At 72.9% G+C, this 25344-nt stretch carries 14 protein-coding genes and 1 pseudogene; 9 read left to right on the top strand and 6 right to left on the bottom strand.

Annotated elements, in window-relative coordinates:
• Positions 1-7 precede the first annotated feature (7 nt).
• Together ACFUNE_RS21295 and ACFUNE_RS21290 are read right to left on the bottom strand one after the other, a co-directional pair.
• Positions 8-4648: an amino acid adenylation domain-containing protein gene (locus ACFUNE_RS21295; protein ID WP_383570093.1), complete on the bottom strand. Its 4641-nt coding sequence runs from the start codon at positions 4646-4648 to the stop codon at positions 8-10.
• Between the two features lie 68 nt (positions 4649-4716).
• Positions 4717-6480: an amino acid adenylation domain-containing protein gene (locus ACFUNE_RS21290; RefSeq protein ID WP_383570090.1), complete on the bottom strand. Its 1764-nt coding sequence runs from the start codon at positions 6478-6480 to the stop codon at positions 4717-4719.
• A 667-nt stretch (positions 6481-7147) separates the two neighbouring features.
• On the opposite strand from ACFUNE_RS21290, the gene ACFUNE_RS21285 reads away from it, so the two are divergent.
• Entirely contained in the window at positions 7148-7612 is a 465-nt protein-coding gene (locus tag ACFUNE_RS21285; protein WP_383570087.1) for a MarR family winged helix-turn-helix transcriptional regulator, read from the top strand.
• Between the two features lie 103 nt (positions 7613-7715).
• Here ACFUNE_RS21285 and ACFUNE_RS21280 read toward each other — a convergent pair whose 3' ends face one another.
• Positions 7716-8477, bottom strand: a complete 762-nt coding sequence (locus tag ACFUNE_RS21280; RefSeq protein WP_383570084.1) for a hypothetical protein — start codon at positions 8475-8477, stop codon at positions 7716-7718.
• Positions 8478-8701: 224 nt separating this feature from the next.
• Between ACFUNE_RS21280 and ACFUNE_RS21275 the strand changes: the two genes are divergently transcribed.
• The 7 genes and pseudogenes from ACFUNE_RS21275 to ACFUNE_RS21245 all read left to right on the top strand — a co-directional run bounded on the left by ACFUNE_RS21275 (position 8702) and on the right by ACFUNE_RS21245 (position 18651).
• Positions 8702-9058 carry a hypothetical protein gene (locus tag ACFUNE_RS21275; RefSeq protein ID WP_383570081.1) on the top strand — a complete coding sequence of 119 codons (357 nt, stop codon included), beginning with the start codon at positions 8702-8704 and terminating at the stop codon, positions 9056-9058.
• Between the two features lie 171 nt (positions 9059-9229).
• Positions 9230-10732 carry an amidase gene (locus ACFUNE_RS21270; RefSeq protein WP_383570078.1) on the top strand — a complete coding sequence of 501 codons (1503 nt, stop codon included), beginning with the start codon at positions 9230-9232 and terminating at the stop codon, positions 10730-10732.
• 360 nt (positions 10733-11092) lie between these two features.
• The gene (locus ACFUNE_RS21265) at positions 11093-13315 is read left to right on the top strand and encodes an NADP-dependent isocitrate dehydrogenase (RefSeq protein WP_383570075.1); all 2223 of its coding nucleotides are present in this window, start codon (positions 11093-11095) and stop codon (positions 13313-13315) included.
• A 250-nt stretch (positions 13316-13565) separates the two neighbouring features.
• On the top strand, positions 13566-14780 hold the full coding sequence (locus tag ACFUNE_RS21260; RefSeq protein ID WP_383570072.1) for a YncE family protein: 1215 nt from the start codon (positions 13566-13568) through the stop codon (positions 14778-14780).
• Between the two features lie 121 nt (positions 14781-14901).
• Positions 14902-15411: a nucleoside deaminase gene (locus ACFUNE_RS21255; RefSeq protein ID WP_383570069.1), complete on the top strand. Its 510-nt coding sequence runs from the start codon at positions 14902-14904 to the stop codon at positions 15409-15411.
• A 68-nt stretch (positions 15412-15479) separates the two neighbouring features.
• Complete coding sequence (locus ACFUNE_RS21250) at positions 15480-17120, top strand: PucR family transcriptional regulator (RefSeq protein WP_383570066.1); 1641 nt, start codon at positions 15480-15482, stop codon at positions 17118-17120.
• 191 nt (positions 17121-17311) lie between these two features.
• A pseudogene (locus ACFUNE_RS21245) lies at positions 17312-18651 on the top strand (diaminopimelate decarboxylase).
• Here ACFUNE_RS21245 and ACFUNE_RS21240 read toward each other — a convergent pair.
• The 3 genes from ACFUNE_RS21240 to ACFUNE_RS21230 form a co-directional block, all read right to left on the bottom strand.
• Entirely contained in the window at positions 18648-19712 is a 1065-nt protein-coding gene (locus ACFUNE_RS21240) for a biotin/lipoate A/B protein ligase family protein (RefSeq protein WP_383570063.1), read from the bottom strand. The pseudogene ACFUNE_RS21245 and the gene ACFUNE_RS21240 overlap by 4 nt on opposite strands.
• A 182-nt stretch (positions 19713-19894) precedes the next feature.
• Positions 19895-20821 carry a hypothetical protein gene (locus tag ACFUNE_RS21235; RefSeq protein ID WP_383570060.1) on the bottom strand — a complete coding sequence of 309 codons (927 nt, stop codon included), beginning with the start codon at positions 20819-20821 and terminating at the stop codon, positions 19895-19897.
• A gap of 46 nt (positions 20822-20867) precedes the next feature.
• Positions 20868-21263: a hypothetical protein gene (locus tag ACFUNE_RS21230; protein WP_383570058.1), complete on the bottom strand. Its 396-nt coding sequence runs from the start codon at positions 21261-21263 to the stop codon at positions 20868-20870.
• An 81-nt stretch (positions 21264-21344) separates the two neighbouring features.
• Here ACFUNE_RS21230 and ACFUNE_RS21225 point away from each other — a divergent pair, with 81 nt between their 5' ends.
• On the top strand, positions 21345-25220 hold the full coding sequence (locus ACFUNE_RS21225) for a CHAT domain-containing protein (RefSeq protein WP_383570056.1): 3876 nt from the start codon (positions 21345-21347) through the stop codon (positions 25218-25220).
• Positions 25221-25344: the final 124 nt, after the last annotated feature.

Genomic DNA, 25344 nt, shown 5'->3' with positions numbered 1-25344 from the left:
GGCTGCCCTACGCGCTCTGCCGCGCGTGGTGCGGGCCGGCCAGCTGACCGGTCGAGCCGAAGTAGCGGATCATCCGGGAGAGGGACCGGCGGTCGATGTCGGGGTAGTGCAGACCCAGACGTTCGAGCAGCCGGGACGTCTTTTCGTTGCCGTACGTGTTCTCGCCGAGTTCCAGCGCGCCCTCCCGGAACAGCGGGACGGCTGCCGCGAGGGCGTTGCCCCCGGGACGGCGGGCCGATTCCTCCAGGCGCGTCAGCCACTCGTCGGCCGGCACCGTGTCCAGCGCGTAGCCGCATGCGCGCACGGCGGCGTGCACCGGGGTGAAGTCGGAGCCGCGCGGGTGGAAGAGGTGGAACGTCGCGCCGTCGGCGGAGGGATCGCCGGAGAGGGCGACGACGGCCCGGCTGACGAAGTCCACCGGAAGCAGATCCGTCGTCAGCTCCCCGGCGGGCGGGGCCGAACCGAGCTCGATGAAGCTCTTGATCTGGCGCCACAGGAAATCGTCGGCCTGACAGGCGCCGTTGACGCTGTCGCCGGAGATCCGGCCGATGCGGTAGACGGTCACGGGCAGCCCGCGTTCACGCGCCAGCCGCGCTATCCCCTCGGCGACCCACTTGCTCCGCGTGTAACCGATGCCGAGCCCCTCACTCGTCCCGGGCACCGCCTCCTCGGTGATCGGCCCGGCTCCCTGGCCGGGGGCGAACACCGCGATGGTCGACATGTAGTGCACCGGCTTGAGCCGCCCCGTGGCGGCGAACTCCAGCACCGACCGCATGCCGTCGACGTTGGCCGGCTTCACCGAGGCGTACGGGAGGACGAAGTTGATGTGGGCCGCCGCGTGGTAGACCACCTGGACCGACCCGGTCAGCTCTGCGTGGTCCGCCTCGGACAGTCCCATGCGCGCGCCGGTCAGGTCTCCGGGGACGGCGCGCACCCGTTCCCAGGCGATGTCGTCCGCGATGCCGTACTCGGTCGCCGTGGTCCGCAGCCGTTCGAGGGCGGCCTGCGGATCGGCCGCGCGCACCAGGCAGTTGACCGTACGGCCGGGGACGGCTGCCAGGTCCCGCAGGAGGAAGCTGCCGAGGAAGCCGGTCGCGCCGGTCAGCAGGAGCCCGGTCGCGGCGGCCACCGGGACCGCGTCGCGGTCGCCGGCCCGTACCGTGTCCGGCAGGGTCACGTCGCCGCTCAGGTCGGCCGAGGGCGTGGTGAACGCCGTGGCGTCGCCGGCACGCCGTTCCTCGATCCGCGCGGCCATGCCGGCGACGGTGGGGTTGTCGAACAGGGTGCGCAGGGGTATCTCGATGTCGAACAACCGCCGCAGACGGTAGACCAGTTCGGTGGCGATGATGCTGTTGCCGCCCAGCGTGAAGAAGTCGTCGTCCCGCCCCATGGAACCGGTTCCCAGCACGTCCGCCCACTGGTCGGCGATCTCGCGCTCGGTTCCCGCCCTCGGCTGCTCCGCCGTCCCGGCGCGGTCGGTCGCGCGCCGGTCGCGCAGTTCGCCGGCGAGCCTGACGGCCAGTCCACCGCGGTCGGTCTTCCCGCTCGGGGAGGTGGGGAGCCGGTCCAGACGGACGATGTGCGCGGGCAGCATGTAGTCCGGCAGCCGTGCCGCCAGAGCGGCCCGCAGCCGCCCGTCGTCACCGGTGTCGTCCCCCGTGACCGCGGCGACCAGCCGCCGGTCGCCCGGCCCGAACCCGACCGCCACCACCGCGGAGCTCTTCACCCCGTCGAGGGCGTCGAGGGCGGCCTCGACCTCGGTGGGTTCGATGCGGTAGCCGCGGATCTTGATCTGGTCATCGGCGCGGCCCAGGTACTCCAGGTCGCCGCGCCCGTTCCACCGCACGAGGTCGCCCGTGCGGTAGAGGAGATCGCCGGCTCCGCCGTACGGATCGGCGACGAAGCGCAGCGCCGTCTCCTCGGGCCTGGCGTGGTAGCCGGGCGAGAGGCTCGGTCCGCCGATGTACAGCTCGCCCGTGACCCCCGGAGGGAGGAGCTCGCGGTCGGGGCCGAGGACGCGCAGCCGCATGCCCTCGACCGGACGGCCGATGGCCGGGGCCTCGGGCCACCCGTAGGGATCGCCGGACAGCTCGTGCCAGGTGGCCAGATGGGTCTCGGAGGGGCCGTACATGTTCAGCAGCCGGACCCGGGGGTGCCGGGAGAAGAACTCCCGGATCTGCGGGGAGACGACCAGGGCCTCGCCCACGGACGTGACCTCGCGCAGCCCTTCGCACCGCAGGCCCTCGGCGACCGCTATCGCGGCGAACCGCTGGAGCGCGATGTAGGGCAGGTACAGGCGCGTGACCCGGTGCTCGGCGACGAAGGCGGCCAGCCGGTGCAGGTCCTTCTGGAGCTCCGCGGGTATCAGGGCGAGCGTCCCGCCGACGCACAGTGTCCCCAGGATCTCCATCACGGAGACGTCGAAGGAGAGCGTCATGTACTGAAGAGTGGTGCCCTCGGCCCCGCAGGGGGAGATCCGGTGCTGGGCGCGGACCAGATTGCCCACCGTCCGGTCACGGATGACCACACCCTTCGGGGCGCCGGTCGACCCGGACGTGTGGACCACGTAGATCTCGTCGTCGGGCGTCCTCGTCCGGCCCGGTGCCGCGGGATCGGCCGCAGCGATCCGGTCCGCCTCCCGGTCGATCTCGAACAGCCTGGTGCCGGACGGGAGTTCCTCGCTGACGCTGCTGTCGGTGAGTACGAGGAGGACCTCGGCGTCGTCGAGGATGTACGCCACCCGATCCGGCGGATAGGAGGGATCCACCGGGACGTAGGAGGCCCCCGACTTCATGACGCCGAGCAGTCCGACGACCATGTCGGTCGAGCGCGGCAGGCCGATGCCGACGCGGCGGCCGGGCCCCGCCCCCTCCTCGCGCAGGACGTGGGCGAGCCGGTTGGCCCGTTCGTCCAGTTCCCGGTACGTCCACGAGTTGCCGCCGTCCGTCACCGCGACGGCGTCCGGTGTCGCGGACACCTGCCGCTCGAACAGCTCGCCCACCGGCACGGGGCGGGCGCCGGCGTCCACCAGGTCATTGCCGGCCAGCAGATCCCGCTCCTCGCCGGCGGACAGCAGGCCGAGATCGCGGACGAGGGCGTCCGGCCCGGCCGCCGCGAACCGGTCCAGCAGCCGGCCCAGACGCTCGCTCATCAGCCTGGCCGTGGCCTCGTCGAAGAGGTGTGCGTCGTACTCGAGCGTGCCGTGCAGCCCGTCCTCCTCGCGTGCGAACACCACGGACACGTCGTACTTCGCGCCGTGCGCCATGTCGCGCCGGACGGGCAACGGGGTGCCGTCGTGGGCGCACTGCGCGGAACCCGGATCGGTCAGCACGAGCATCGTCTGGACGACGGGGGTGTGACCGCTGTTGCGCTCGGGCCTCAGGCGTTCGACGACCTTGTCGAAGGGGGCCCACTTCAGCCGCAGCGCGTCGGTGACCTCTTCGCGTGCCTGCCGCAGGACCTCGCGCACACTCGTCGAACCCGTGACGTCCTGGCGAAGGACGACCATGTTGACGAAGTAACCGATGAGATCCCGGGTCTGCGGGTCGTCGCGCAGCGAGACCGGGGAACCCACGAGCACGCGTTCCTGACGCGTCAGCTTGCCGAGGAACACGCCGTACACCGCGAGCAGGGCCATGAACAGCGTCACGCCCTCACGTTCCGCCAGCCGCTCCAGCGCCTCGGTCGCTTCGGCCGGAACCCGCAGGGGGACGGTGGCCCCCCGGTGTTCCTGCGCCGCGGGCCGGGGGCGGTCCGCCGGCAGGTCGAGCACGGGCAGTTCCCCGGACAGCCGGCCGGCCCACTCGTCGAGCAGCTCCGCGGTCCTCTCCGGCGTCAGGTGCTCACGGTGCCAGTGCGCGAAGTCCGCGTAGTGCGGACGGCCCGGCACCGTCTCCACGGGCAGACCCCGCCCGATCCGGTCGTAGACGTCGAGGAGTTCGCGCAGGAAGACGCCGGCCGAGGCCGCGTCGGAGGCGATGTGGTGGATGTTGCAGACGATCGCGCTCTCCTCGCCCGGCCCGAGAGCACAGACCACCGAGGTCACCGGCCCGTGGGCCAGGTCGAAGCGGATGTTCGCCACCTGCTGGGCGAGGGCGTCCAGTTCCTTCTCGCTGCCGTAGCGCTCGACGCGGTAGTGGAAGGCCGTGTCGTCGTCCGAGACGATCTGGAGGAGCCTGGCGTCACGTAACGCGTAGGTGGTGCGCAGCACTTCCTGCCGGCGCAGCACCCCGGCGACGGAGGTGCGCAGCCGCTCCCCGTCCAGCCGGAACGGCAGACGGACCAGGAACGGCCCGTTGTACGCCTCCGGCGTGGGGAGGTACTGGTCGATGAGCCAGATACCGCTCTGGCCGAACGAGGCCTCCGTCGCGTCGCCGGTCCGCGGCGCGCTGCCGGCTTCCACCTCGTGCCCGCGGGGGCGGGAGCGCCCCCGCGCGGTGCGCTCGGCCACCGCCGCGGCGGTGTCCTCGCCCCGGAGCCCGGCGTCCGGCGGATCGACGGCGAACACGGTCCGCAGCACCGCGCCCAGTTCGTCCAGCCGCCCGGGATCGTCGCAGCACTCGGCGAATTCCTGATCCGGCCCGAGGCCGGGTGCCCGGAGCGTTCTCCGCGCCAGTTCCAGTATTGCTGAGGTCAGGGGATCGTTCACGGTTCTGTCGCCCTCCGGAGACGTCACGCGACCGGCAGCGTGTGTGCCGGTCGCTGTCGGGAACTCCGTCAGCCGCTGGATGTCGAGGTGCTCGGCTCCTGATTTCGGCTCTCCTCGATGAAGCGGGCCAGCTGCTCCACCGTGCCGTGCCGGAAAACCGATTCGGTGGTTATCTCGATCCCGAATATCTTCTGCAGGCGGGAGGCCAGTTGTACGAAATGGAGGGAGTTCCCGCCATGGCCGAGGAAGGAGTCGGTGGTCGAGAATTCCTCCATTCCGGAAATCTCGATCCAGGACTGCAGGACGACTGCTTCGAGCGGGTTCTGCATAGCTGTTCGGCCTTTCTCTTCGGTGGAATTCCGATCCGGGGCGCCGGACTGCCCGGGAAGGGTGAGCGCGGTCCGGTCGATCTTTCCGTTCACGTTGGTCGGCATCTTCTCGAGATGCCGGAAGGAGGAGGGGACCATGTAGGAGGGCACCTGCTCGGAGAGCCGGCGGACCAGGTCCGAGGCGTCGGCCGGCGTGCCGTCACGGGTGGTGTAGAAGGCGACGAGACGTTTCTCCCGGGCGCTGTCCTCGAAGGCCTTCACCGCCGCGTCCCCGATCCCGTCGAGCGCACGCATCGCCAGGGTCACGGCACTGGTCTCCACCCGGAAGCCGCGGATCTTCACCATGCTGTCCGACCGTCCGACCAGCACGATGTCGCCGTCCGCGTTCCGGCGCGCCAGGTCGCCCGTGCGGTAGAGCAGCCCGCCGTCCGGTGTCGCGGTGAACTTCTCGGCGGTCAGCTCCGGCCGGCCGTCATAGCCCTGGGCCACGCCCGCGCCGCCCACGCACAGTTCCCCCACCTCGTCGGTGTCGCAGGGGCGCATCGCGGGGGCGTACACCTCCAGCGTGACCCCCGGGAGCGGCCTGCCGATCGGCACCACGCCCCCGCCGTCCACGTCGTCGGCGGACGACAGCGGGTGCAGGGCGGTGATCGAGGAGTTCTCCGTGCAGCCGTAGCCGTTGTAGAGGGTCGCGTCGGTGTGCGCCAGGGCCTTGCGCAGGTGGGCGGGGGAAGGGAAGTCGCCGCTCAGCAGCACGATCCGGACGTTCCTCAGGCACTCCGGCTCGTGGTCGACCAGGGCGTTGAACAGGCCGCACGGAAGGCTGAGCACGGTCGCGCCCCGCTCCTCCACGGCCTCGCGCAGCGCGGGGAGCGACGGCAGCCCGGGCGGCATCGGCAGCAGTGTGGCTCCGTGCAGCAGGGCGAGCCAGATCTCGATGGTCGAGGCGGCGAAGGAGAAGGCGGCCGACTGGGTCAGACCGTCCCGAGGGGTGATGGCGAGGGCGCCGCTGTGCGGGCCCAGGCGTGCCAGTCCGCGATGTGCGATGCGGACACCCTTGGGTCTTCCCGTGGAGCCGGAGGTGTACATGAGGAACGCGGTGTCCTCCGGCCCGATGCCGAGGTCCGCGTCACCGTCGTCCAGATCCTCGCTCCGCCGCACCAGTTCGTGCACGGCGAGTGCGCCCTCGCGGGCGCCGTGGGGAAGGTCGTCCGGGTCGTCGCAGACCACCAGCGACGTTCCGGCCTCACCCAGAATGCGGCCGACGAACTCGGGGGGATGCCCGGGGTCCAGCGGTACCACGCATCCGCCGGCCTTGAGCGCCGCGAGAAGGACGGCGTAGAGGTCCGGGGACCGGCGCATGTGCACACCGACACGGTCGCCCTTCGCCACCCCCCGGCCGACGAGATGACGGGCCATGCGGTTGGCCCGCCGGTTCAGCTGGTCGTACGTGACGCGCTGCGCGCCATGTGCCAGGGCTACGGCCTCACGATTGTTCCGCACCGCCTCTTCGAACAGGGCGGTAAGAACAAGAGGGGGACCCGTTGATAAAGGGGAGGGACTGTTCTCCATCATCGCTGATCTCCTCGGCGTGCAGTCCGAAGGAATGGCTTCAGCGATCTCATCGGGGCGTACTGCGAGAAATCGCGAGCCGGGGCAGTGAATTCTTCAGCGTGCGGCTGGAAATATGGTTTCCGTCTGGAAACCGATGCTAATCACAGAACGGTATCGAAGTCAAACTCTCCTGGTGCGGGCCCGGTTGATCGGAAAATGCGGTCAGCCATGGTCACCCGCCGGAGGAAAACGTGGCAGGAGAGGCTTGCCCGACCCCGGTACGGGCCGGGCCGGTGCGACCGATCGGTGCAACGGCTCCGGTGCGACAAGCCGCTTCGATCCTTACGGTGTTGCTGTCGGCCGGCCCTCGACCGGTCCATGGACTCCGGTACCCCGGGTTCGCCGGAGCACGCTCCGGATGGTGTCTTCGGGGCAACCATTTTTCGGGACCTTTTTTCCGGCGCTACCGCCGCACCGCGTCCGATCTGTGGCCCGTCCGGCGGCACGGCCGGTGGCACGCGGGCGCGGTCCGGGGGGCGTTGGCGGTGTCATCGGCGTGGCCCCTTGATATTGTGGAACGTCCCCCACCGGTAACCCTCCGTACCGGAAAGCACCCATGACTCCACGAGACGGCTCGATGTCCCCCTGGTCCTCGGAACCCAGCGGTCTGGAGGCGGCCCTGATCCATCTGCAGTGCCTCCTGGTCGCACGGCGGTCCCATGCCAACCCCGAAGGCGTCAACTGGCACCAGTACGACGTCCTGGAACTGCTGCGGACGCGAGGCTCGATGAGACCCTCCGAACTGAGCGCCGCACTCGACGTCTCCCGGCAGTCCACATCGAAGGCCCTGCGCGTGCTCAAGGACCTGGACCTGGTGACCCAGAGGGCCTCCGGGGAGGACCGGCGCGAACTGAGCACCTCGCTCACTCCTGTGGGGGAGGCGTTTCTCGCCCGGCTCGCCCGTGGCCGTCAGGACATCGGCCGGCTCGCCGCCTCCGTGCTGACCGAGGGCGAGGGCGCCCTGTTCGCGGAGCTCTGCGAGAAGGTCGCCGCTGCCATGGAGGCGGAGCCCGCGCGGTGACCACCGCCCGGCAGCCCCCCGCCGCCATGGAGGCGTAGCCCGCACGGTGACCACCGCCCGGCAGGTCGTCCTGGCTCAGGGTCTGAGCGACGCACCCGTTCCCTCAGGAGGGTGCCGAGGTCCGGCCGAGGAGTGCGCTGACGTCCACCGTCTCGTCCGGGGACGGAGTGGCCGTGGGGACCGGCTTGTCGAAGTCCGAGAGATCCACGGCCGCGTCGGCGCCGTCGCCCCGCAGGGTGATCCGCACCGGGTGGTGCTCGCCCTCCGCGTCCACGTAAGCCGTCGTCGTCCTCCGGCTGTCGTCCGTCCTGGTGACCGGGACCGCCCGTACGCCGTCGACCGTCGTCACCTCACCCTTCGTCAACGTCCCCGCGGCGTCGGCGTTGTCGGTGACCAGCTCACGGAACGTGTCCAGGTCGCAGGCCGACACGACGGGGCGCAGCCTCGAGTCGGAGACCTCGCCCTTCATGTACCGCCCGTCGAGAATGGATTCGAAGGTCTCGCCGCCGATCGGGACCTGGTTCTCCCAGAAGTCCGCGTCCGGCTTGATCCAGACGTCGTCGCCGCGCTTGACGATCTCGACGGTGCCCTTGCCCTTGCCCAGATCGATGTCGCCCGCGCAGTTGCCCGACCGGTCGAGGCTCAGGTCGATCGTCATCGGGGCCCGGCCCTCGCCCAGGTCGCCCTCGGCGCGTAGGTGGAGGGACCGGGTGCCGAGCAGGGCCTCGCGGGAGCGGTCGGCGATCTGCTGGGCGGGGAGCGATTCGAAGTCGTCGTCCGCGTCGGCCGGGGTACCCGTGGTGAGGGCGAGTGCCGCGACCGCCGCGCAGGCTGCGGCGCGGGCGGCGATGCGCTGACCTGTCACGGCGCCTCCTCGGAAAACGTCCCTGGTCAGGACCTTCGCGAGCGGGATTCACGAGGGGGATTCACGAGCGGGTTCACCCCTTCAAGCGAGCGTACGCCCGCGTGCGGTTGCGTGCGCGGCGGCCGGGTGCACGGAGGGTGAGGTTCGGCGGGGTTTTCGGCTACGGAACGTGGGGGAGAGCTGCCTGAAGATCACCGGAACCCGACCGGAATCAAGGGGAGACCATGAAGAAGCTGTTCAGGGGGGACACCGTCCGCGCGCTGGTGCGCGGGGCGGCCGTCACCGTCTCGGCCGCCGCCCTCGCCGTGCCGGCCAGCGCGGCGGTGGCCGGCGCGCCCGTGGCGGTTCCGCCCGGGCTGTCCTGCGACACCGGCAAGCACGCGATCGACGACTACACCGGATTCGCGCTGTGCAGGAACAACGGCTCCGCCACGCAGACCTTCTGGGTCCACCTGGTCTGCGGATGGTCCCCCGACGTGGACGGCGAGCACGTCACGCTCAGGCCGGGGGAGTCCGGGCAGTCGACCGCCCACTGTGGCGGACTCGGTACGGGCATCGGCGAGATCCACGTACGGCCGTAACGCTCCGCCGTCGGCGCCCGGCTCCCGTGGCACGCCCGGGGGAGAAGGGCGCCGCCGCGTGTGCGGCGTGCTTGAGCGGGCCCGCCCGCCTCGTTACTCTCCAGTAGACCCGCTCGGGCGGTCCGGGGCGCCCGGGACCGGTGCTCCGGCGGACGCGAGGAGGAGGCGGCGATGTCCTCAGCAGATCCCACGGAGCGGACCGGCCCGACGGGGCCGGTGGAGCCGGCCCCGCAACCCGGGCTCATGGACAGCGCACGGGACCTGGCCGAGGGCCGGACGACCTCCTCCGCACTGGTCGCCGCGGCGCTCGCGCGCATCCAGGCGAGCCGTCACACCCTCAACGCCTTCCGTCAGCTGCGCACCGAGGCCGCGCTCGCCGAGGCCGCCGACGCCGACCGGCGGCTGGAGGCGGGGGAGCGGCTTCCCCTGCTCGGGGTCCCGGTCGCCGTCAAGGACGACACCGACGTCGCAGGCATGCCCACCTACTTCGGCTGCGACGGGGCGCTGCCGTCCGCCACCGCCGACAGCGAGGCCGTCCGCAGGCTCCGGGCCGCCGGCGCCGTCGTCGTCGGCAAGACCAACTCCTGCGAGCTCGGACAGTGGGCCTTCACCGAGGGGCCCGCGTTCGGCGTCACCCGCAACCCCTGGAGCACCGCGCACACGCCCGGCGGTTCGTCCGGCGGTTCGGCGGCGGCCGTCGCCGCCGGACTCGTTCCCGCGGCGCTCGGATCGGACGGCGCGGGTTCCATCCGCATCCCCGCCGCCTGGACCCACCTCGTCGGCATCAAACCGCAGCGCGGCCGGATCTCGGTCCACCCTCACAGCGACGCCTTCCAGGGCCTCACCGTCAACGGGCCCCTCGCCCGCACGGTGGCCGACGCCGCGCTGCTCCTGGACGCGGCGGCGGGTCCGCACCCCCGTGACCCCCACCGCCCGCCCGCCGTCGACGCGTCCGCCGCGGCCCGCCGGGACCCTGGCAGGCTGCGCATCGGGCTCTCGCTGCTGCCCCCGCTCACCCTCACCCGCAACGCGCTCCACCCGGAGGTCCTGCGCGTCGTCACCGAGCTTGCCGAGGCCCTCGCCCGGCTCGGCCACCACGTCGAGGAGGCGCGCCCACGCTACGGGCTGATCGGCCTCTCCTTCGTCCCCCGTGCCACCGCCGGCATCGCCGAGCTCGCAGCCCTGCACCCCGAACCCGGCCTCCTGGACCCGCGCACCCGCAGCGCCCTGCGTACCGGGACCCGCCTCGGCGGCCGGATCGTGCGCGCCGCACGCGCCCGTGAGGTCCGCCAGCACGCGAGGATCGGCGCCTTCTTCGACGGCACGGCACGCGGTGGACCCGGGTACGACGTCCTGCTCACCCCGACCACGGCAGCCCCGCCGCCGCGCATCGGCGCCTTCGACCGGCTCAGCGCCTGGCGCACCGACCTGGCGATGACCTCGGCCTGCCCCTACGCCTGGCCCTGGAACGTCCTCGGCTGGCCCGGTGTCAACGTCCCGGCCGGCTTTACCCATGACGGCCTGCCCCTCGGTGCCCAACTGCTCGGACCCTCCCGCAGCGAGGCGCGGCTCATCTCCCTCGCGGCCCAGCTGGAGGACGACCGGCGCTGGTACGAGCACCGGCCGCCCGCTCCGGGGAGGCAGCCGCTCGGCGCGGCGGATGTGCGGCCGTAGCCCGCAGGAGCGCAGCTACCCGGGCTGGAGGCGCTCACGCGGCGTGAGCGCGCGGTGACCGCCCCGGTGGCCCTGGGGTGACCGTCGCGGAGATCGCCGTCCACATGGTGGTCGTCCTTTTACGGCCACGGCGCACATCGGCCGGGCCATGACCGAGCCGGGCGCCCGCGACCGTGCCCAGCTGGCCGTCCTCGCCCACGAGTCCGGTCAGGTCGAAGCGCGCAGGACCCCGGCGTTCCCGGCCCCGCCGGACAGGACTGACCGGTTCCGCCGCAATGGGCGCGGGCCACTGTGGAGAGGGGGGCGGTCAGGAGATATCTTGATGTCAAGCAATGTTGCAGACGTGGAGCGGAGCACCCGGTGACTGACTCGACCATCATCTATACGCACACCGACGAGGCCCCTGCCCTGGCGACGTACTCGTTCCTGCCGGTCATCGAGGCGTACGCCTCGACCGCGGGTGTCACGGTCGAGCGCCGTGACATCTCGCTGGCGGGACGGATCATCTCCGGCTTCCCGGAGCGTCTCAAGGCCGACCAGCGTATCGATGACGCGCTCGCCGAGCTCGGTGAGCTGGCCAGGACTCCCGGCGCGAACATCATCAAGCTGCCCAACATCTCGGCCTCGATCCCGCAGCTGAAGGCCGCGATCGCCGAGCTCCAGGAGCAGGGCTACGCGCTTCCGGACTACCCGGACGACCCGCGGACCGACGAGGACAAGGACGTCCGCGCCCGGTACGACAAGGTCAAGGGCAGCGCCGTCAACCCCGTCCTGCGTGAGGGCAACTCCGACCGCCGCGCCCCCGCGTCGGTCAAGAACTACGCCAAGGCGCACCCGCACCGCATGGGCGCCTGGACCGCGGACTCGAAGACGAACGTCGCCACCATGGGCGTCGACGACTTCCGCTCGACGGAGAAGTCCGTCGTCATCTCCGAGGCCGGTTCGCTGCGCATCGAGCTCGCGGGCGACGACGGCACCACCACCGTCCTGCGCGAGTCCGTCCCGGTGCTGGCCGGAGAGGTGGTGGACGCGGCCGTCATGCGCGTCGCCGCGCTGCGTGAGTTCTTCACCGCCCAGGTCGCCCGCGCCAAGGCCGAGGACGTCCTGTTCTCCGTGCACCTGAAGGCCACGATGATGAAGGTCTCCGACCCGATCATCTTCGGCCACGTGGTCCGCGCGTTCTTCCCGAACACCTTCGCCAAGTACGGCGACGCGCTTGCCGCGGCCGGCCTGACCCCGAACGACGGTCTCGGCGGCATCCTCAAGGGGCTCGACTCCGTGCCGCACATCGGCGCCGAGATCAAGGCGTCCTTCGAGGCCGAGCTCGCCGAGGGCCCTGCCCTGGCGATGGTCGACTCCGACAAGGGCATCACCAACCTGCACGTGCCGAGCGACGTCATCGTCGACGCCTCGATGCCGGCCATGATCCGCACGTCCGGCCACATGTGGGGCCCGGACGGCAACGAGGCCGACACCATCGCCGTCCTCCCGGACAGCAGCTACGCCGGCGTCTACCAGGTCGTCATCGACGACTGCCGCGCCAACGGCGCCTTCGACCCGTCGACCATGGGCTCCGTACCCAACGTCGGTCTGATGGCGCAGAAGGCCGAGGAGTACGGCAGCCACGACAAGACCTTCGAGGTCCCCACCACCGGTACGGTGCGGGTCGTCGACGGCAAGGGTGACGTCGTGCTGGAGCAGGCCGTCGGCGCCGGCGACATCTTCCGGATGTGCCAGACCAAGGACCTGCCCATCCAGGACTGGGTCAAGCTCGCCGTCACCCGCGCCCGCGCGACCGGCAACCCGGCCGTGTTCTGGCTCGACGAGGGCCGCGCGCACGACGCCAACCTCATCGCCAAGGTCAACACCTACCTGGCCGAGCACGACACCGAAGGCCTGGACATCTCCATCCGTACGCCGGAGGAGGCCACGGCGTTCTCCCTGGAGCGCATCCGCCGCGGCGAGGACACCATCTCGGTCACCGGCAACGTGCTGCGTGACTACCTCACCGACCTGTTCCCCATCCTCGAGCTGGGCACCAGCGCGAAGATGCTCTCCGTCGTCCCGCTCATGAACGGCGGCGGACTGTTCGAGACGGGCGCCGGCGGCTCCGCCCCCAAGCACGTCCAGCAGCTGGTCAAGGAGGACTACCTGCGCTGGGACAGCCTGGGTGAGTTCCTCGCCCTCGCGGTCAGCTTCGAGCACCTGGCCACGACCACGGACAACGCGCGCGCCAAGGTGCTCGCCGACACCCTGGACAAGGCCACGGGCACCTTCCTCAACGAGGACAAGTCCCCGAGCCGCAAGCTCGGCGGCATCGACAACCGCGGCAGCCACTTCTACCTGGCGCTCTACTGGGCCCAGGAGCTGGCGCAGCAGACCGCGGACGCCGCGCTCGCCGAGGCGTTCGGACCGCTCGCGAAGACGCTGTCCGAGCAGGAGCAGACCATCGTCGACGAGCTCGTCGCCGTCCAGGGCAAGCCCGTCGACATCGGCGGCTACTACCAGCCCGACCCGGCGAAGGCGGAGGCCGTCATGCGTCCCTCGGCCACCTTCAACAAGGCCATCGCGACGCTGGGCTGACCCCCGCCAGCGGTCCACGGACCGCCGCACCGCACACCCGACCGCCCCGGCAGGCACCCGCCCGCCGGGGCGGTCGTGCGTGGTCGGGGCGGCGGTGCCGGGTCAGCCGATCGGACGACCCCGCCGTCGGCCGTCGCGCGCGCCGACGGGCGCCGGCCGGTCGATGGCGGCGGTGGGAGCACGGTGCAGGGTGGAGGAAAGCGGACGGAGACACCCTCGGGCCGCACGAAGCGGCAAGGAGTCGTCCGCGATGACGCACAGGGCGGAAGAGGTGCCCCGGACCGTCGGCGCCGTGCCCACCCCGGTCCCCTCCACCGGACCGGGCACCCGGACGCCGGTGCGGAGACGGCTGGCGGCTCTCACGGGGGCAGTGCTCCTCGGCGCGGCGCTCGCCGGATGCGCGGACCGCGGGGCGGCCCCCGCCGAGGCGTCCGCACAGCCGTCGACGCCGGCGCCCACCGGTGACGGGCCGGCCCGTACGTCCGAAGGCATGCTTGTGGTCACCGACTTCGGGGCGGACAGCGTCACCTTCCTCGACCCCTCGGAGCCGGACGGAGGGCCCGGGAGGAGCTCGGTGACGGTCGGCACCGCCCCGTACGGGATCGCGCTCGACGACGACGGCACCGCCTGGGTGGCGACGGCGGAAGGCGTGGCCGCGGTGGACACCGCCACCCGCGAACGCACGGCCCTGATCCCGTACGAGTCCGGCACCGGCCCCGTGACGACCGGGGAGTACCGGGGCGGCGGCATGGGGATCGCGCTCTCACCGGACGGGAAGCACGTCTACGTCGGGGTGAACGTCCCCGGCGGGAACGGCACCCTGGAGGTCGTCGACACCGCGGAGCGGCGGGTGGTCACGTCCGTCCCGGTGGGGCGCCGCCCCTTCGACGTCGACGTCTCGCGCGACGGCCGGCAGGTCTACACGACCGACCACGACTCCTTCGGCGTCACGGTCGTGGATGCCGGAACGTGGAGGAGCCGCCGCATAGAGGTGGCGCCGTACGGCACGGAGGGCGGGCTCGGCTCCTGGCTCAAGCCGCACTACACGGCCGTACGCCCCTCCGACGGCGCACTCCTCATCCCCTTCGAGGGCGAGCGCCTCGCGGTGGTCGACCCGGACACCGGCCGGGTCCGGATCGAACGCATGACCGCCGACACGCACCAGCACGGAGTGACGGTCACGGACGACGGCAGCCTGTACGTGGTCGGGACGGGCCCGATCGACCCCACCGAGGACGAAGGGCCGTCGCTGACCGTCCGCGCGCCCGACGGCGAGGAGCGGGTCGTCCCCCTGTCCGGCCCGCACGAGGACGTCGCCGTCTCGGCCGACGGCCGCACCGCGTACGTCTCGGGCGGCTTCACCCGGGACGGCTACTGGAACGGCCTCAGCGTCGTCGATGTCGCGACCGGTGAGGTGCGGCGCGTGCAGGCCGGCGTCCGCCCCCTCGGCATCGCGGTGCTGTAGGCGGCGACCCGGAACGCCTCGTGGACAGCGAGGGTTCGGACTGACACGCTCCGGATCCGGACACGGATCCCGGCGTTTCGCATGAGGGCGGAACGTCCTGGTGCGAGGAGCGAGATCGAACATGACGACTGTCCCGCTGACCGACGCCGAACTCCGGCACGTGGCACGGGCCGTGGGCCTGGCCGGGGAAGCCCTCGGCGCCGGGGACGAACCCTTCGGCTCTGTCCTGGTGAACGCCGAGGGGGAGGTCCTCCGGGAGGCCCGCAACCTGGTCCGCACCACCGGTGACGAGACGCAGCACCCGGAGTTCGAGCTGGCCCGCTGGGCGGCCGGGCACCTGAGCCCGGAGGAACGGTCCACGTGCGTGGTGTACACGTCGGGCGAGCACTGCCCCATGTGCGCGGCGGCGCACGGCTGGGCAGGACTCGGGAAGATCGTCTACGCCCATTCCTCCGCCGAACTCACGCAGTGGCTGGGTGAGCTCGGCAGCGCGCCGCCACCGGTGCGCCCGCTGGGCATCCAGGAGGTCGCACCGGGCCTCGACGTCCGGGGCCCGGTACCCGCCTTCACCGAACGGCTGAGGTCCATGCACCGCGACCTCCGCACGCGGGCCGGGAGCCGCCGCCCCTGACACACGTCCGGTCCGGGCCGGGGCCGGCGCGATCCGTACGTCCCGGGGCCTGCTCGTATCCTCGGCGCATGATGCCAGGGGCCACCGGCGACGACCCGGACCACGTCACACTCCGTCAGATCCTCGCCCACGACGAGGACGGCGTCCTGCGCCTGCTGCTCGCCCCCGGCGGGCAGGACGTCGCGGTCCACGGTGTGATCATCGGCGACGAGGGACCCGCCAGCCCGCACGACGGACGGATCGTGCTGGCCGCCGGACCCGGCCCGGCCCCGACCGCCGCTCCCGCCGCCGTACGGGAGGCCGCCCGGCGCGGCGCGGTGGCGGTGGTGCTGAGAGAGCCCGAGGGGGCGCCCGTACCGGCGGAGGCGCTGGAGGCGGCCGAGGAGTGCGGGATCGCGCTGCTCGCCCGCGCGGAGTGGGCCGACTGGGGCGACACCCTCGCACTCCTGCGGTCCGCGACCGCCTTCGCGTCGGCCGGCCGCGGAGGCCTCACGGCGGACGACCTCGCCGACGGCGGGCTCGCCGCTCTCGCCGCGGCCACCGCCCGCTCCTGCCGGGGCTCGATCACGGTGGAGGACACCCGGTTCCGGGTCCTCGCCCACTCCGCCACCGGCCCAGACGCGGACGGGGTACGCCGGTCCACGATCCTGGCCGGCCGGGTCCCCGACCGGCGTGTCGCCGAACTGCGCCGCAGCGGGCTGTTGCGCGCGCTGTGGACGTCCCAGGACGTCATCCACCGGGCGGCGGACGGAGACAGCCCCGAACGCCTCGTCGTCGCCGTGCGCAGCGGCGGCGAGATGCTGGGGTCGCTGTGGGCGGCGGCCGACGGTCAACGGCTCTCGCCCGACGCGGCCCAGGTGCTGCGCCGCGCCGCCGCGCTCGCCGTGCCCCACCTGCTGCGGCACCGGCTGGGGGAGAGCGGCGCCGTGCGGCGCGAGGCGTACGCCCTGCGCGGCCTGCTGCACGGCAACGGCGACCGGCGCACGCACCTCTGGTCGCTCGGTCTGCCGCCCGGCAGCCCCTGCGCGGTCGTCGTGGCCGTACGCGGCGAGGCCGGCGGCCCCGGGGCCGACCGCACCCTGGAGGCGCTCGCGGTCCAGGCCGCCGCCTCCCGGCCCACCGCCCGTGTCCTGCGGGAGGAGGGCCAGGTCGCGGTGCTGCTTCCCGTGACCGACGACGGCGGTGACCCGCGCGAGGCCCTCGCCCTGGCCCGGGAGCTCAGCACACTGGCGGGCGGCATCCCGGACGCCGCATCCGTCCGGATCGGGGCGGGACAGACCGTGCGGTCGGGGCTGGAGGCGTCGCTGTCGTACGAGAAGGCCCTGCTGGTGGTCCGCGCCCTGCGCGACCGGGAGGCCCGAGGGCGCGATCCGCGACCCGTGCGGCATGCGGGGCCCGGTGACGTGGGGCCGACGATCGACGCCCTGCGCATGACCGACGCGGTGCGCCCCGTCTGGGAGTCCGGAGCCGGGCCCGTGCACGAACTGATCCGCGCGGACCTGGCGGCGGGCGGTGACCTGGTGCGTTCCCTCGCCGCCTACCTGGAGACCCCCGGGGACGTCCCCGGGGCGGCACGGCGGCTGGTACTGCATCCGAACACCCTCCGGTACCGGCTGCGGCGGGTCCGTGAGCGCTTCGGCGTCGACCTCGACGATCCCGACACCCGGCTGGTCCTGGCCCTGGCCGTGCGGCTGACCGGAGTGGTCTGAGAGGGTTCGGGCCCCTGTTCGTCCGCACGGACGAAACGACGGCGCGGCTTCGTCCTGACCGACGAAGACGGGCGGGGGGCGCGGGAGTCAGCCTTTCCTCATCCCGCCACACCGCTCCCGCATCCGTGGCACACCCCACCGGAAGGCCCCCCGTGACATCTGCCGGCGACCTCTCCCCGGATCCGTCCGCGATCCCGGCCGCCCCCGCCCAGGCCCACCGCGTCTCCGCCGTGCTGCGCAGGGCCGTCGCCACCGGACTCGTCTCGGAGGAACGACCGGTCGCGGATTCCTCGACTCCGAGGGGATCCGGGCCTCGGTCGAGAGCCTCGACGCAGCCTTCGCCCACGCCCCCGACGTGCTCCACACCTTCGCCGTCAAGGCCGCCTCCCTGGTCCCCGTGCTCCGGCTGCTGGCCGCGCTGGGCATGGGCTGCGAGGTGGCGAGCCCGGGGGAGCTGCGCATCGCGCTCGACGCCGGGGTCGAGCCGTCGAGGATCGTCCTCGACTCGCCCGCCAAGACGCGGCAGGAGATCCGCGAGGCCCTCGCCCTCGGCGTGGCCGTCAACGCCGACAGCCTCGACGAGCTGCGCCGTGTCGACGCACTCCGTCCCGCGCACAGCACGTCGGTCGTCGGACTCCGCGTCAACCCCCAGGTCGGCGGTGGTTCCATCGGAGCGATGAGCACGGCCACGGCGACCTCGAAGTTCGGGGTCGCGCTGCGCGATCCCGGCGCGCGCGAGCGCGTCGTGCGCGCCTTCGCCGAACGGCCGTGGCTGACCCGGCTCCACGCGCACGTCGGCTCCCAGGGATGCCCGCTCGAACTGATCGCGGAGGGCGTCGCGGAGACGTACCGGCTGGCGGAGGAGATCAACCGGACCCTGGGCAGGCGGCAGATCACGAGCCTCGACATCGGCGGCGGGCTCCCGGTCAACTTCGACGACGACGAGACCCGCCCGACCTTCGACGCCTACACCCGTGTGCTCGGCGCGGCCGTCCCGGGCCTCTTCGACGGCCGCTACGCGCTCGTCACGGAGTTCGGCCGCTCGCTGCTCGCCAAGAACGGGTTCATCGCCGCACGCGTGGAGTACGTCAAGGAGGCCGGCGGCCGGCGCATCGCCGTCACCCACGCGGGAGCGCAGACGGCCACCCGTACCGTCCTGATGCCCGACGCGTGGCCGCTGCGGGTCGGCGCCTTCGACGCCGACGGCTCCCCCCGCACCGGCTCCCCGCTGCGCCAGGACATCGCGGGCCCCTGCTGCTTCGCCGGCGACGTCGTCGCCCACGGGCGGGAACTCCCGGAGCTGCGGGAGGGCGACCTCGTCGCCCTCCACGACACCGGCGCCTATTACTTCTCGACACACTGGGCGTACAACAGCCTGCCCCGGCCCGCCGTTCACGGCTTCACCGCAGGACGCGACGGGAGCGTACGGCTGAGCACGGTCCGCTCCGCGCAGACGCTCGACGAGATCGCGGCGGAGAGCGGCCTCGCCCACGCCGACGCGCTGGTCGCCCTGAGCGCCGCCGGGCCCTAAGGCACCCGCGCGGTCCACTCCTCCGTGCCGAACTTCGTCTGCACCAGCTCCTCGGCCCTGGCCAGCTCCTCCGTCGTGACCGCGCCGGCGGTCAGCCCGTAGCGGTCACGGAAGGAGGCGATCATGTTCTCGATCACCTGCTCCCGGGCGAGGCCGGTCTGGCGGCGCAACGGGTCGACGCGCTTCTTGGCGCTCCTGGTGCCCTTGTCGGACATCTTCTCCTTGCCGATGCGGAGGACCTCCAGCATCTTCCCGGCGTCGATGTCGTACGACATGGTCACGTGGTGCAGGACGGCTCCAGGGCCGCCGTCGGGACCGACCATCCGCTTCTGGGCGGCGCCGGCGATCTTGCCGGCGTCGGTGGCGATGTCGTTGAGGGGCTGGTACCAGGCCTTGATGCCCATGTCACCGAGCGCGCCCAGGACCCAGTCGTCGAGGTAGGCGTAGCTGTCGGCGAAGGAGAGACCCGAGACCAGCGACTCCGGGACGGACAGCGAGTACGTGATCGTACTCATGGGTTCGACGAACATGGCCCCGCCACCGGAGACGCGCCGGACCACGGACATGCCGTGCCGCGCCACCCCTTCGGGGTCCACCTCGTTCCGCAGGGACTGGAAGCTGCCGATGACCACGGCGGGCGAGGCCCATTCCCAGACCCGCAGCGTGGGCGCCCGCCGCCCGGCGGCCACCTCAGCGGTGAGGACCTCGTCCAGCGCCATGTGCAGGGCCGGGGCCTGCGGCTCCATGTGCACCAACTGCCAGTCGTAGTCGCTCCACTCGGTCGCACGGGCCAGAGCCCGCCGGACAGCGATACCGACTCCCTCCGCGGTCAGTCCGAGCATGACGGTCGACTCGGGCAGGGCCGCCGTGATCCTTGCCGCGAGGCCTGCGGCGTCCGTCGAGGACGGGGCGCCCTCCAACGCCCTGTTGATCGAGAGGATCGCCTCGTCGGGCTCCAGGAAGAAGTCCCCGGCGACCACCACGTCGCGGAGGACGCCTCCTTCGACGTCCAGATCCACGACGACAAGCTTGCCGCCGGGCACCTTGTACTCGCCATGCACGGCTTCGTTCCCTTCCCGTGCGCGGCGTGGGTACCGAGCCTGCTGCTCCGACATCCGGATGAACGCGCACATGCGTCGCATTGCACCTTAATGCGCCCTCGGTGCACGTGGAGTGACCGGTGCGCGTGGCCGTGGCGCCCGGCGTGTGCCCGGGGCCGCGCGGACAGTGACCGCCGGCGCCGTCAGTCGGCCTTCCTGAACAGTTCCGACATCTGGTCCCCGGTCTCGTGGCGCAGCAGCCCGGTCGAGTCCGTCCCGACCAGACCGACCCGCTCGGCGAGTTCCCGGCCGTGGACGTCGACGGCGGCCTCGATGAGCTCGGCGAGTGAGTCCAGGGCGCTGCGGGCGCGGGAGCGGCCCACCACCCCGCAGCCGAGGGCGATCAGCGCGGCCGGCCACCACCAGAGGGCGAGCAGCGCGTAGCCCACGGCCCAGGCGGTGAGACGGGCCGCCGCGTCGAAGGAGGCGCGTACCGAGCGGATCTGCTGCCCGGTGGGGTCCGCGAGGATCAGCCACAGGCGCGGCCACAGTGCGGCGAGGTCCATGCCGTAGGCCGCGTGGACGCGGTCCGCCGCCGCCTGCATGCGGTCGCCGTACCAGGTGGGCCGGACGGGTTCGCGGACGGCGACGCGGTCGCGGGCGGCGGTGAGGGCCTGGATCCGTCGCTCGCTCCGGGGCGTGACCGTCACCCCTTCGCCGTCCTCGGCGGCGAGGGGGGTGGCTCGGCGGAAGGCGGCCTCCAGCTCCCCGTCCCGGCGCCGCCACTTACGTCTGCGCCGGTCCACGAGGGCGTACGACAGCGGGTCCCGGGCGGAACGCAGCCAGTACAGCTGGATCGCGCTGCCGAGGAACTGCGCCGCGAGCGAGGCCGCCGCGGCGGCGAGCAGGGCCCCCGCGACCAGGAGCACGGCGGTGCCGGTCCGGTCCATCGCGGGGCGCGCGGCGAGTTCGTCCAGGGTGGTGCGCAGCCGGTCGAGGTCGTGCCAACGACGGTGTCCGAGCTCGGTGCCGGCGGCGGCGACGGCGAGGAAGAGGGCGCCGGGCAGCACCAGCAGGTTCAGCCAGCGCTCGGTGAGCTTGGTGCCCATGGTGGCGAGGAGCGGGTTCATGCGGTCGGGAGGGCCGGGGTGGTCACGACGCCGACCACGACGCCGGTCACGACGCCGGTTCCAGCCGGGTCTTGCGCATGCGTTCGCCGTTGATGGCGCAGGGCGGGGCCGGGCGGAGGTCACCGGCCCGTTCGAGCCTGCTGCAGCGTATCGGCCCGGGGCACACGGCTACCTTGACGTGCACCCGGAGGCCTGGGGGCCGGGCGCTTCGAGCATGGGTGAGCAGCCCGTTCGCGTACCCGGCCCGGCGCAAGGCCCGGTCGAGGGCGTCGTAGGCGGCCGTCAGGTCGGCGGCGCCCGCCTCCGACCGCAGCAGGGCCGCTGCGCCGTCCGCTGCCGCCTGGGCCTCCGGCATCCGCCGCAGCTCGCCCGGCGAACCGAGCAGGGCGCACAATTCAGCTGTCCTGCGGGCCAGTTCGCCGCCGTCGGGGAGTTCAGTCATGGTCCAATTGTGCCGGAGAGCGGGCGCAGTCAAGGGTGAGTCACCGCAGGACCCGGAGCCGACGGCGGGGAGACCGAGAGCGTGAGGGACGAACGGGGCCATCTCCTCCAGGCGATGCGTGACCGTCTCGCGCTTGCCACGACGGCGGACGGCCGGGTGGACGGGGGCGTGGTGTTCGCCCCGGAGGCCGACGCCGAACTCCGCTCCCTGCTCAGCGCCGTCGACACGGCGACCGACCTGGAGGCCCGGCACGTCGCCGGCTGGCTCGCCGTGGCCCGGGTGTCGGCCCGCCCCGGTGAACGGGCCGGAGTCCACCGGGCCATGGCCGGCGTCCTCCTCTTCCCGGTCTGGATGCACGATGCCCAGCTCGTGCCACCGGTGCTGGCAGCCGCTTTCGACCGCACCGACCCCCACGAGCGCCCCGACCCGGAGGGCGCCGACGGCCCCGCCGAGTGGTCGGCCGAGTGTGTCGCATCCATGATCGCGGCGGAGGGCGAGCAGTCCGAGCCGCCACCGGACGCCCCCGAAGGCATCCGCCGGCTCTACGAGTTGGCCGTACGGGCAGCCGCCAAGGCGCCCTCGCGTGAGGCGCTGCTCGACACCGGGCTCGCGATGGGCATCCTCGCCGTCGCGGCGACACCCGAGCACGACCCCGCTTACGAGGACCGGTGCGCCGATCTGCGTCACGCCTTCACCCTCGCCGGTCGGCACCGGGCGGACGGCGACACCCCGAGCCGGAACGCGAGCGGCACGGACACGGCCCCTCCGGCCGCGGCACCTGCCGTCCAAGGCACCGAGGCGGCGATCATCCTCGCGTACCGCGCCCTCAAGCGCATGCCGGCCGGGTCCCCCGGCCGGATCCACGCCCTCAACGACCTCGGCCTCCACTTCCATGAGCGTTACCAGCAGGCGCACGACCCGGACGACCTGGACGAGGCGATCGGCATGGCCCGGGACGTGATCGACCAGCTCCCGGCCGGGAGCCCGCACCTCGCGGGCTGTCTCAGCAACCTGGCGGCGGCCCTGAGCCTGCGGCTGGACCGGTGGGGCGGTGAGCCCGGGGAGTACGACGAGGCGGTGGATCTGGGCCGCCGGGCCGCGCTCGTGGACCCGGAGGGGCCAGGTACGTGTCTCAACCTGGGCCTCGCGCTGCTGCACCGGCACCAGCGTCTCGGCCGACCCGGTGACCTGGACGAAGCGGTCGGTGTCCTGACCCGGGCACTCCAGGCGTGCCGGGAGCCCGGACAGCGCATCGGCGTGCTCAACACCCTCGGCAACGCGCTGCGCGCCCGTTTCCTGCTGAAGGGCGATCCCGCCGACCTGGACGAGGCGATCAGGCATCTGTCGGACGTGCTGGCCGTGTCCGGAGAGGTGACGGCGCGCCACGTGACACGTCTGCTCGTCCCCGCGATGACCTTGTTCACCCGGTACGAGCTCGACCCGGTCCGCAACGGGGTGGATCTGGACGAGGCCCTGGGCCTCCTGCGGCGGGCCGAGTCACTCGCCGCACCGGGTCACACGGCCCGGCCGGTCGCCTTGAGCGACCTCGGCCGGGTGCTGCAGAGCAGCTACGAACGGTCGGGACGGCCCGACGAGCTGAACGAGGCCGTGCGCGCCTTCCGGGAGTCGGTGGCCCTCACTCCCGAGGGACACGAGATCCTCGGGCTCCGGCTGGTCAACCTGGCCATGGCCGTGGACCTCCGTCATGAACTGACCCAGGCGAGCGAGGACCTGTGGGAAGCCCGGGACTGCCGTCACCGGGCCACGCTGCTGCCCGGACTCGGCGACGCCCATCGCGCGCTGCTGCTGGGCGCGACGGGCCTCAGTCTGCTGGCGGGTGCCGAACGCGACGCGGCACCTGTCGACCGGCTCGACGACGCGATAACCCATTTCAGAGGGGCGCTGGATCTCACCCCGGCCGCCAGCCCGCTGGTGCCCCGGCGGCGTTTCAATCTGGCGGGTGCCCTGCTCGTCCGCCACGACCTCACGCGACAGCGCCGCGACGCGAAGGAGTCGCGCAGGCTGGCCGACGCGGTCGTCGCCGCGCTGCCGCCGGACTCACCCGAACTGCCCGGCGCCCTGACGCTGGCCGCCCGCGCCCGGCGCGCCGGGTCCGGCGCCGTGTGGTCGCCGGTGGTCCGGCAGGAGCTGCTCACGCTGCTCCGCAGGGCGGTCGAGTCCACCCCGCGGGGGCACCCCTGGACCGCGTGGCGGCTCACGCGACTGGGGGAGGCCCTGTGGGACCGGGGTACGGCCGCCGAGCGGGCCGAGGCGTCCGACGTGTTCAGGGCCGCGGCCCTGGAGCAACAGTGCCCGCCCTCGGACCGCTTGTCCGCCGCCCGGGCCTGGGGCCTGTCCTGCGCGGAACGCGGCGATCACGCCCGCGCCCTGGAGGGGTACGAGGTGGCGGTCGATCTGCTGTCCTCCGTAGCCCCCCGTCATCTCGTGCGCGACGACCAGGAGTTCCTCCTGGGCCGGACGGCCGGGCTCGGGGCCGACGCCGCGGCCTGCGCCGTGCGGTGCGGCCGGCCCGCACTCGCGGTGGGTCTGCTCGAACAGGCCAGAGGCGTGATGCTCTCCCAAGCCTTCGACACCGACAGTGATCTGACCCGCCTCCGGGAGGCCGCCCCGGACCTCGCCACCCGTTTCGAAGAGCTGCGTGACGCGCTCGACGTCACGGCCGGTGACACGCGTCCGCGCGGCGGGGACCTCCTCGACGAGGCCGTGCGTCCGCCGCGTGTGCCCGAGGCGGCCCGAGCCGAGCTGCGCCGGCGGCTGGCCGCCGAGTGGCAGGAGCTCACCGGGAGGATCCGCACCGAGCACCCCGAGCTCGGCCTGCTGCGTCCGGTGCGGGAGTGGGACGAGCGCGACGTGCGCGCGACGGCCGTGCGGGGGCCCGTGGTCCTGGTCAACGTCTCCCCGCACGGCAGCGACGCGCTGATTGTGACCGAGCGCGCCATCGACTCCGTACCGCTCCCTGAACTCGTCCCGCAGAAAGTGGCATCGCGCCGGCAGGCGCTCGATGACGCCCTGGCCCGCATCGAGACGCCCGGCACCTCCCGGAAGCAGTCGCTGGGTGCCCAGCAGGCGGTCCGGGAGACGCTGGACTGGCTGTGGCACGGGGCCACCGGCCCCGTGCTCGACCACCTGCACATCAGGTCCGTGCCCGCGGGCCCGTGGCCCCGCCTGTGGTGGTCCCCGGGCGGCAGCCTGCGCACGCTGCCGCTGCACGCCGCCGCCCCGGCCGACGGCACACCCGGGGCGCTGGACCGCGTGGTCTCCTCGTACACGCCCACGTTGCGGGCGCTGCACCACGGCGGACAACGGCTCACGCGCCCGGCGGACCGTCCGGCGGACGACGGTGTCCTCGTCGTCGCCGTCCCGGACGCCGCCGGGACAGCCCCCTTGCCGGGCGCGCGCCGCGAGGCGGAGCACCTGTCCCGGTCACTGCCCGGCGCCTCGCTGCTGGTGGGCGCGTCCGCGACCCGGTCCGCGGTGGTCTCCGCCCTGCCCCGGCACGCCTGTGTGCACTTCGCCTGCCACGGGCTGGGCGATCCCCGGCGGCCTTCCGACAGCCTGCTCGTCCTGCACGACCACGGCGAACACCCGCTGACCGTCGGCGACCTCTCCCGGCTCCGGCTGCCCTCGGTGCGGCTCGCCTACCTCTCCGCCTGCGACACCCTGCGCACCAGCCCCGAGCTCGCCGACGAGGCGGTGCACCTGGTGAGCGCCCTCCAGATGGCGGGCTTCCCCCACGTCATCGGCTCGCTGTGGCACGTGGACGACACCATCGGAGCCGACATGGCCGCAGACGTGTACGGGGCCCTGCACGCCGGCAACGGTTCGCTGGACGTCTCCCGGACCGCCCACGCCCTGCACGCGGCGGTGCGCACCGTGCGCGCGGCGTACCCCGCGACCCCCAGCCTGTGGGCGTGCCAGGTGCATGTGGGCCCCTGAGGGGCCAGGGGGGGGCACGGATGCGGAGCGTGCTGCTCCGCTTTGTGTACGGCCGCGCGGCGTGACGGGAGCCGCCGTGCCCGGGTCCGTCGGGCCCGGACGCCCCGCCGTGAGCCGCCATACG

It is taken from the genome of Streptomyces sp. NPDC057287 (assembly GCF_042667905.1).
Taxonomy (GTDB): Bacteria; Actinomycetota; Actinomycetes; order Streptomycetales; family Streptomycetaceae; genus Streptomyces.
Note: the sequence above shows the minus strand (reverse complement) of the source record. Positions and strands in the feature narration are given on the sequence as shown.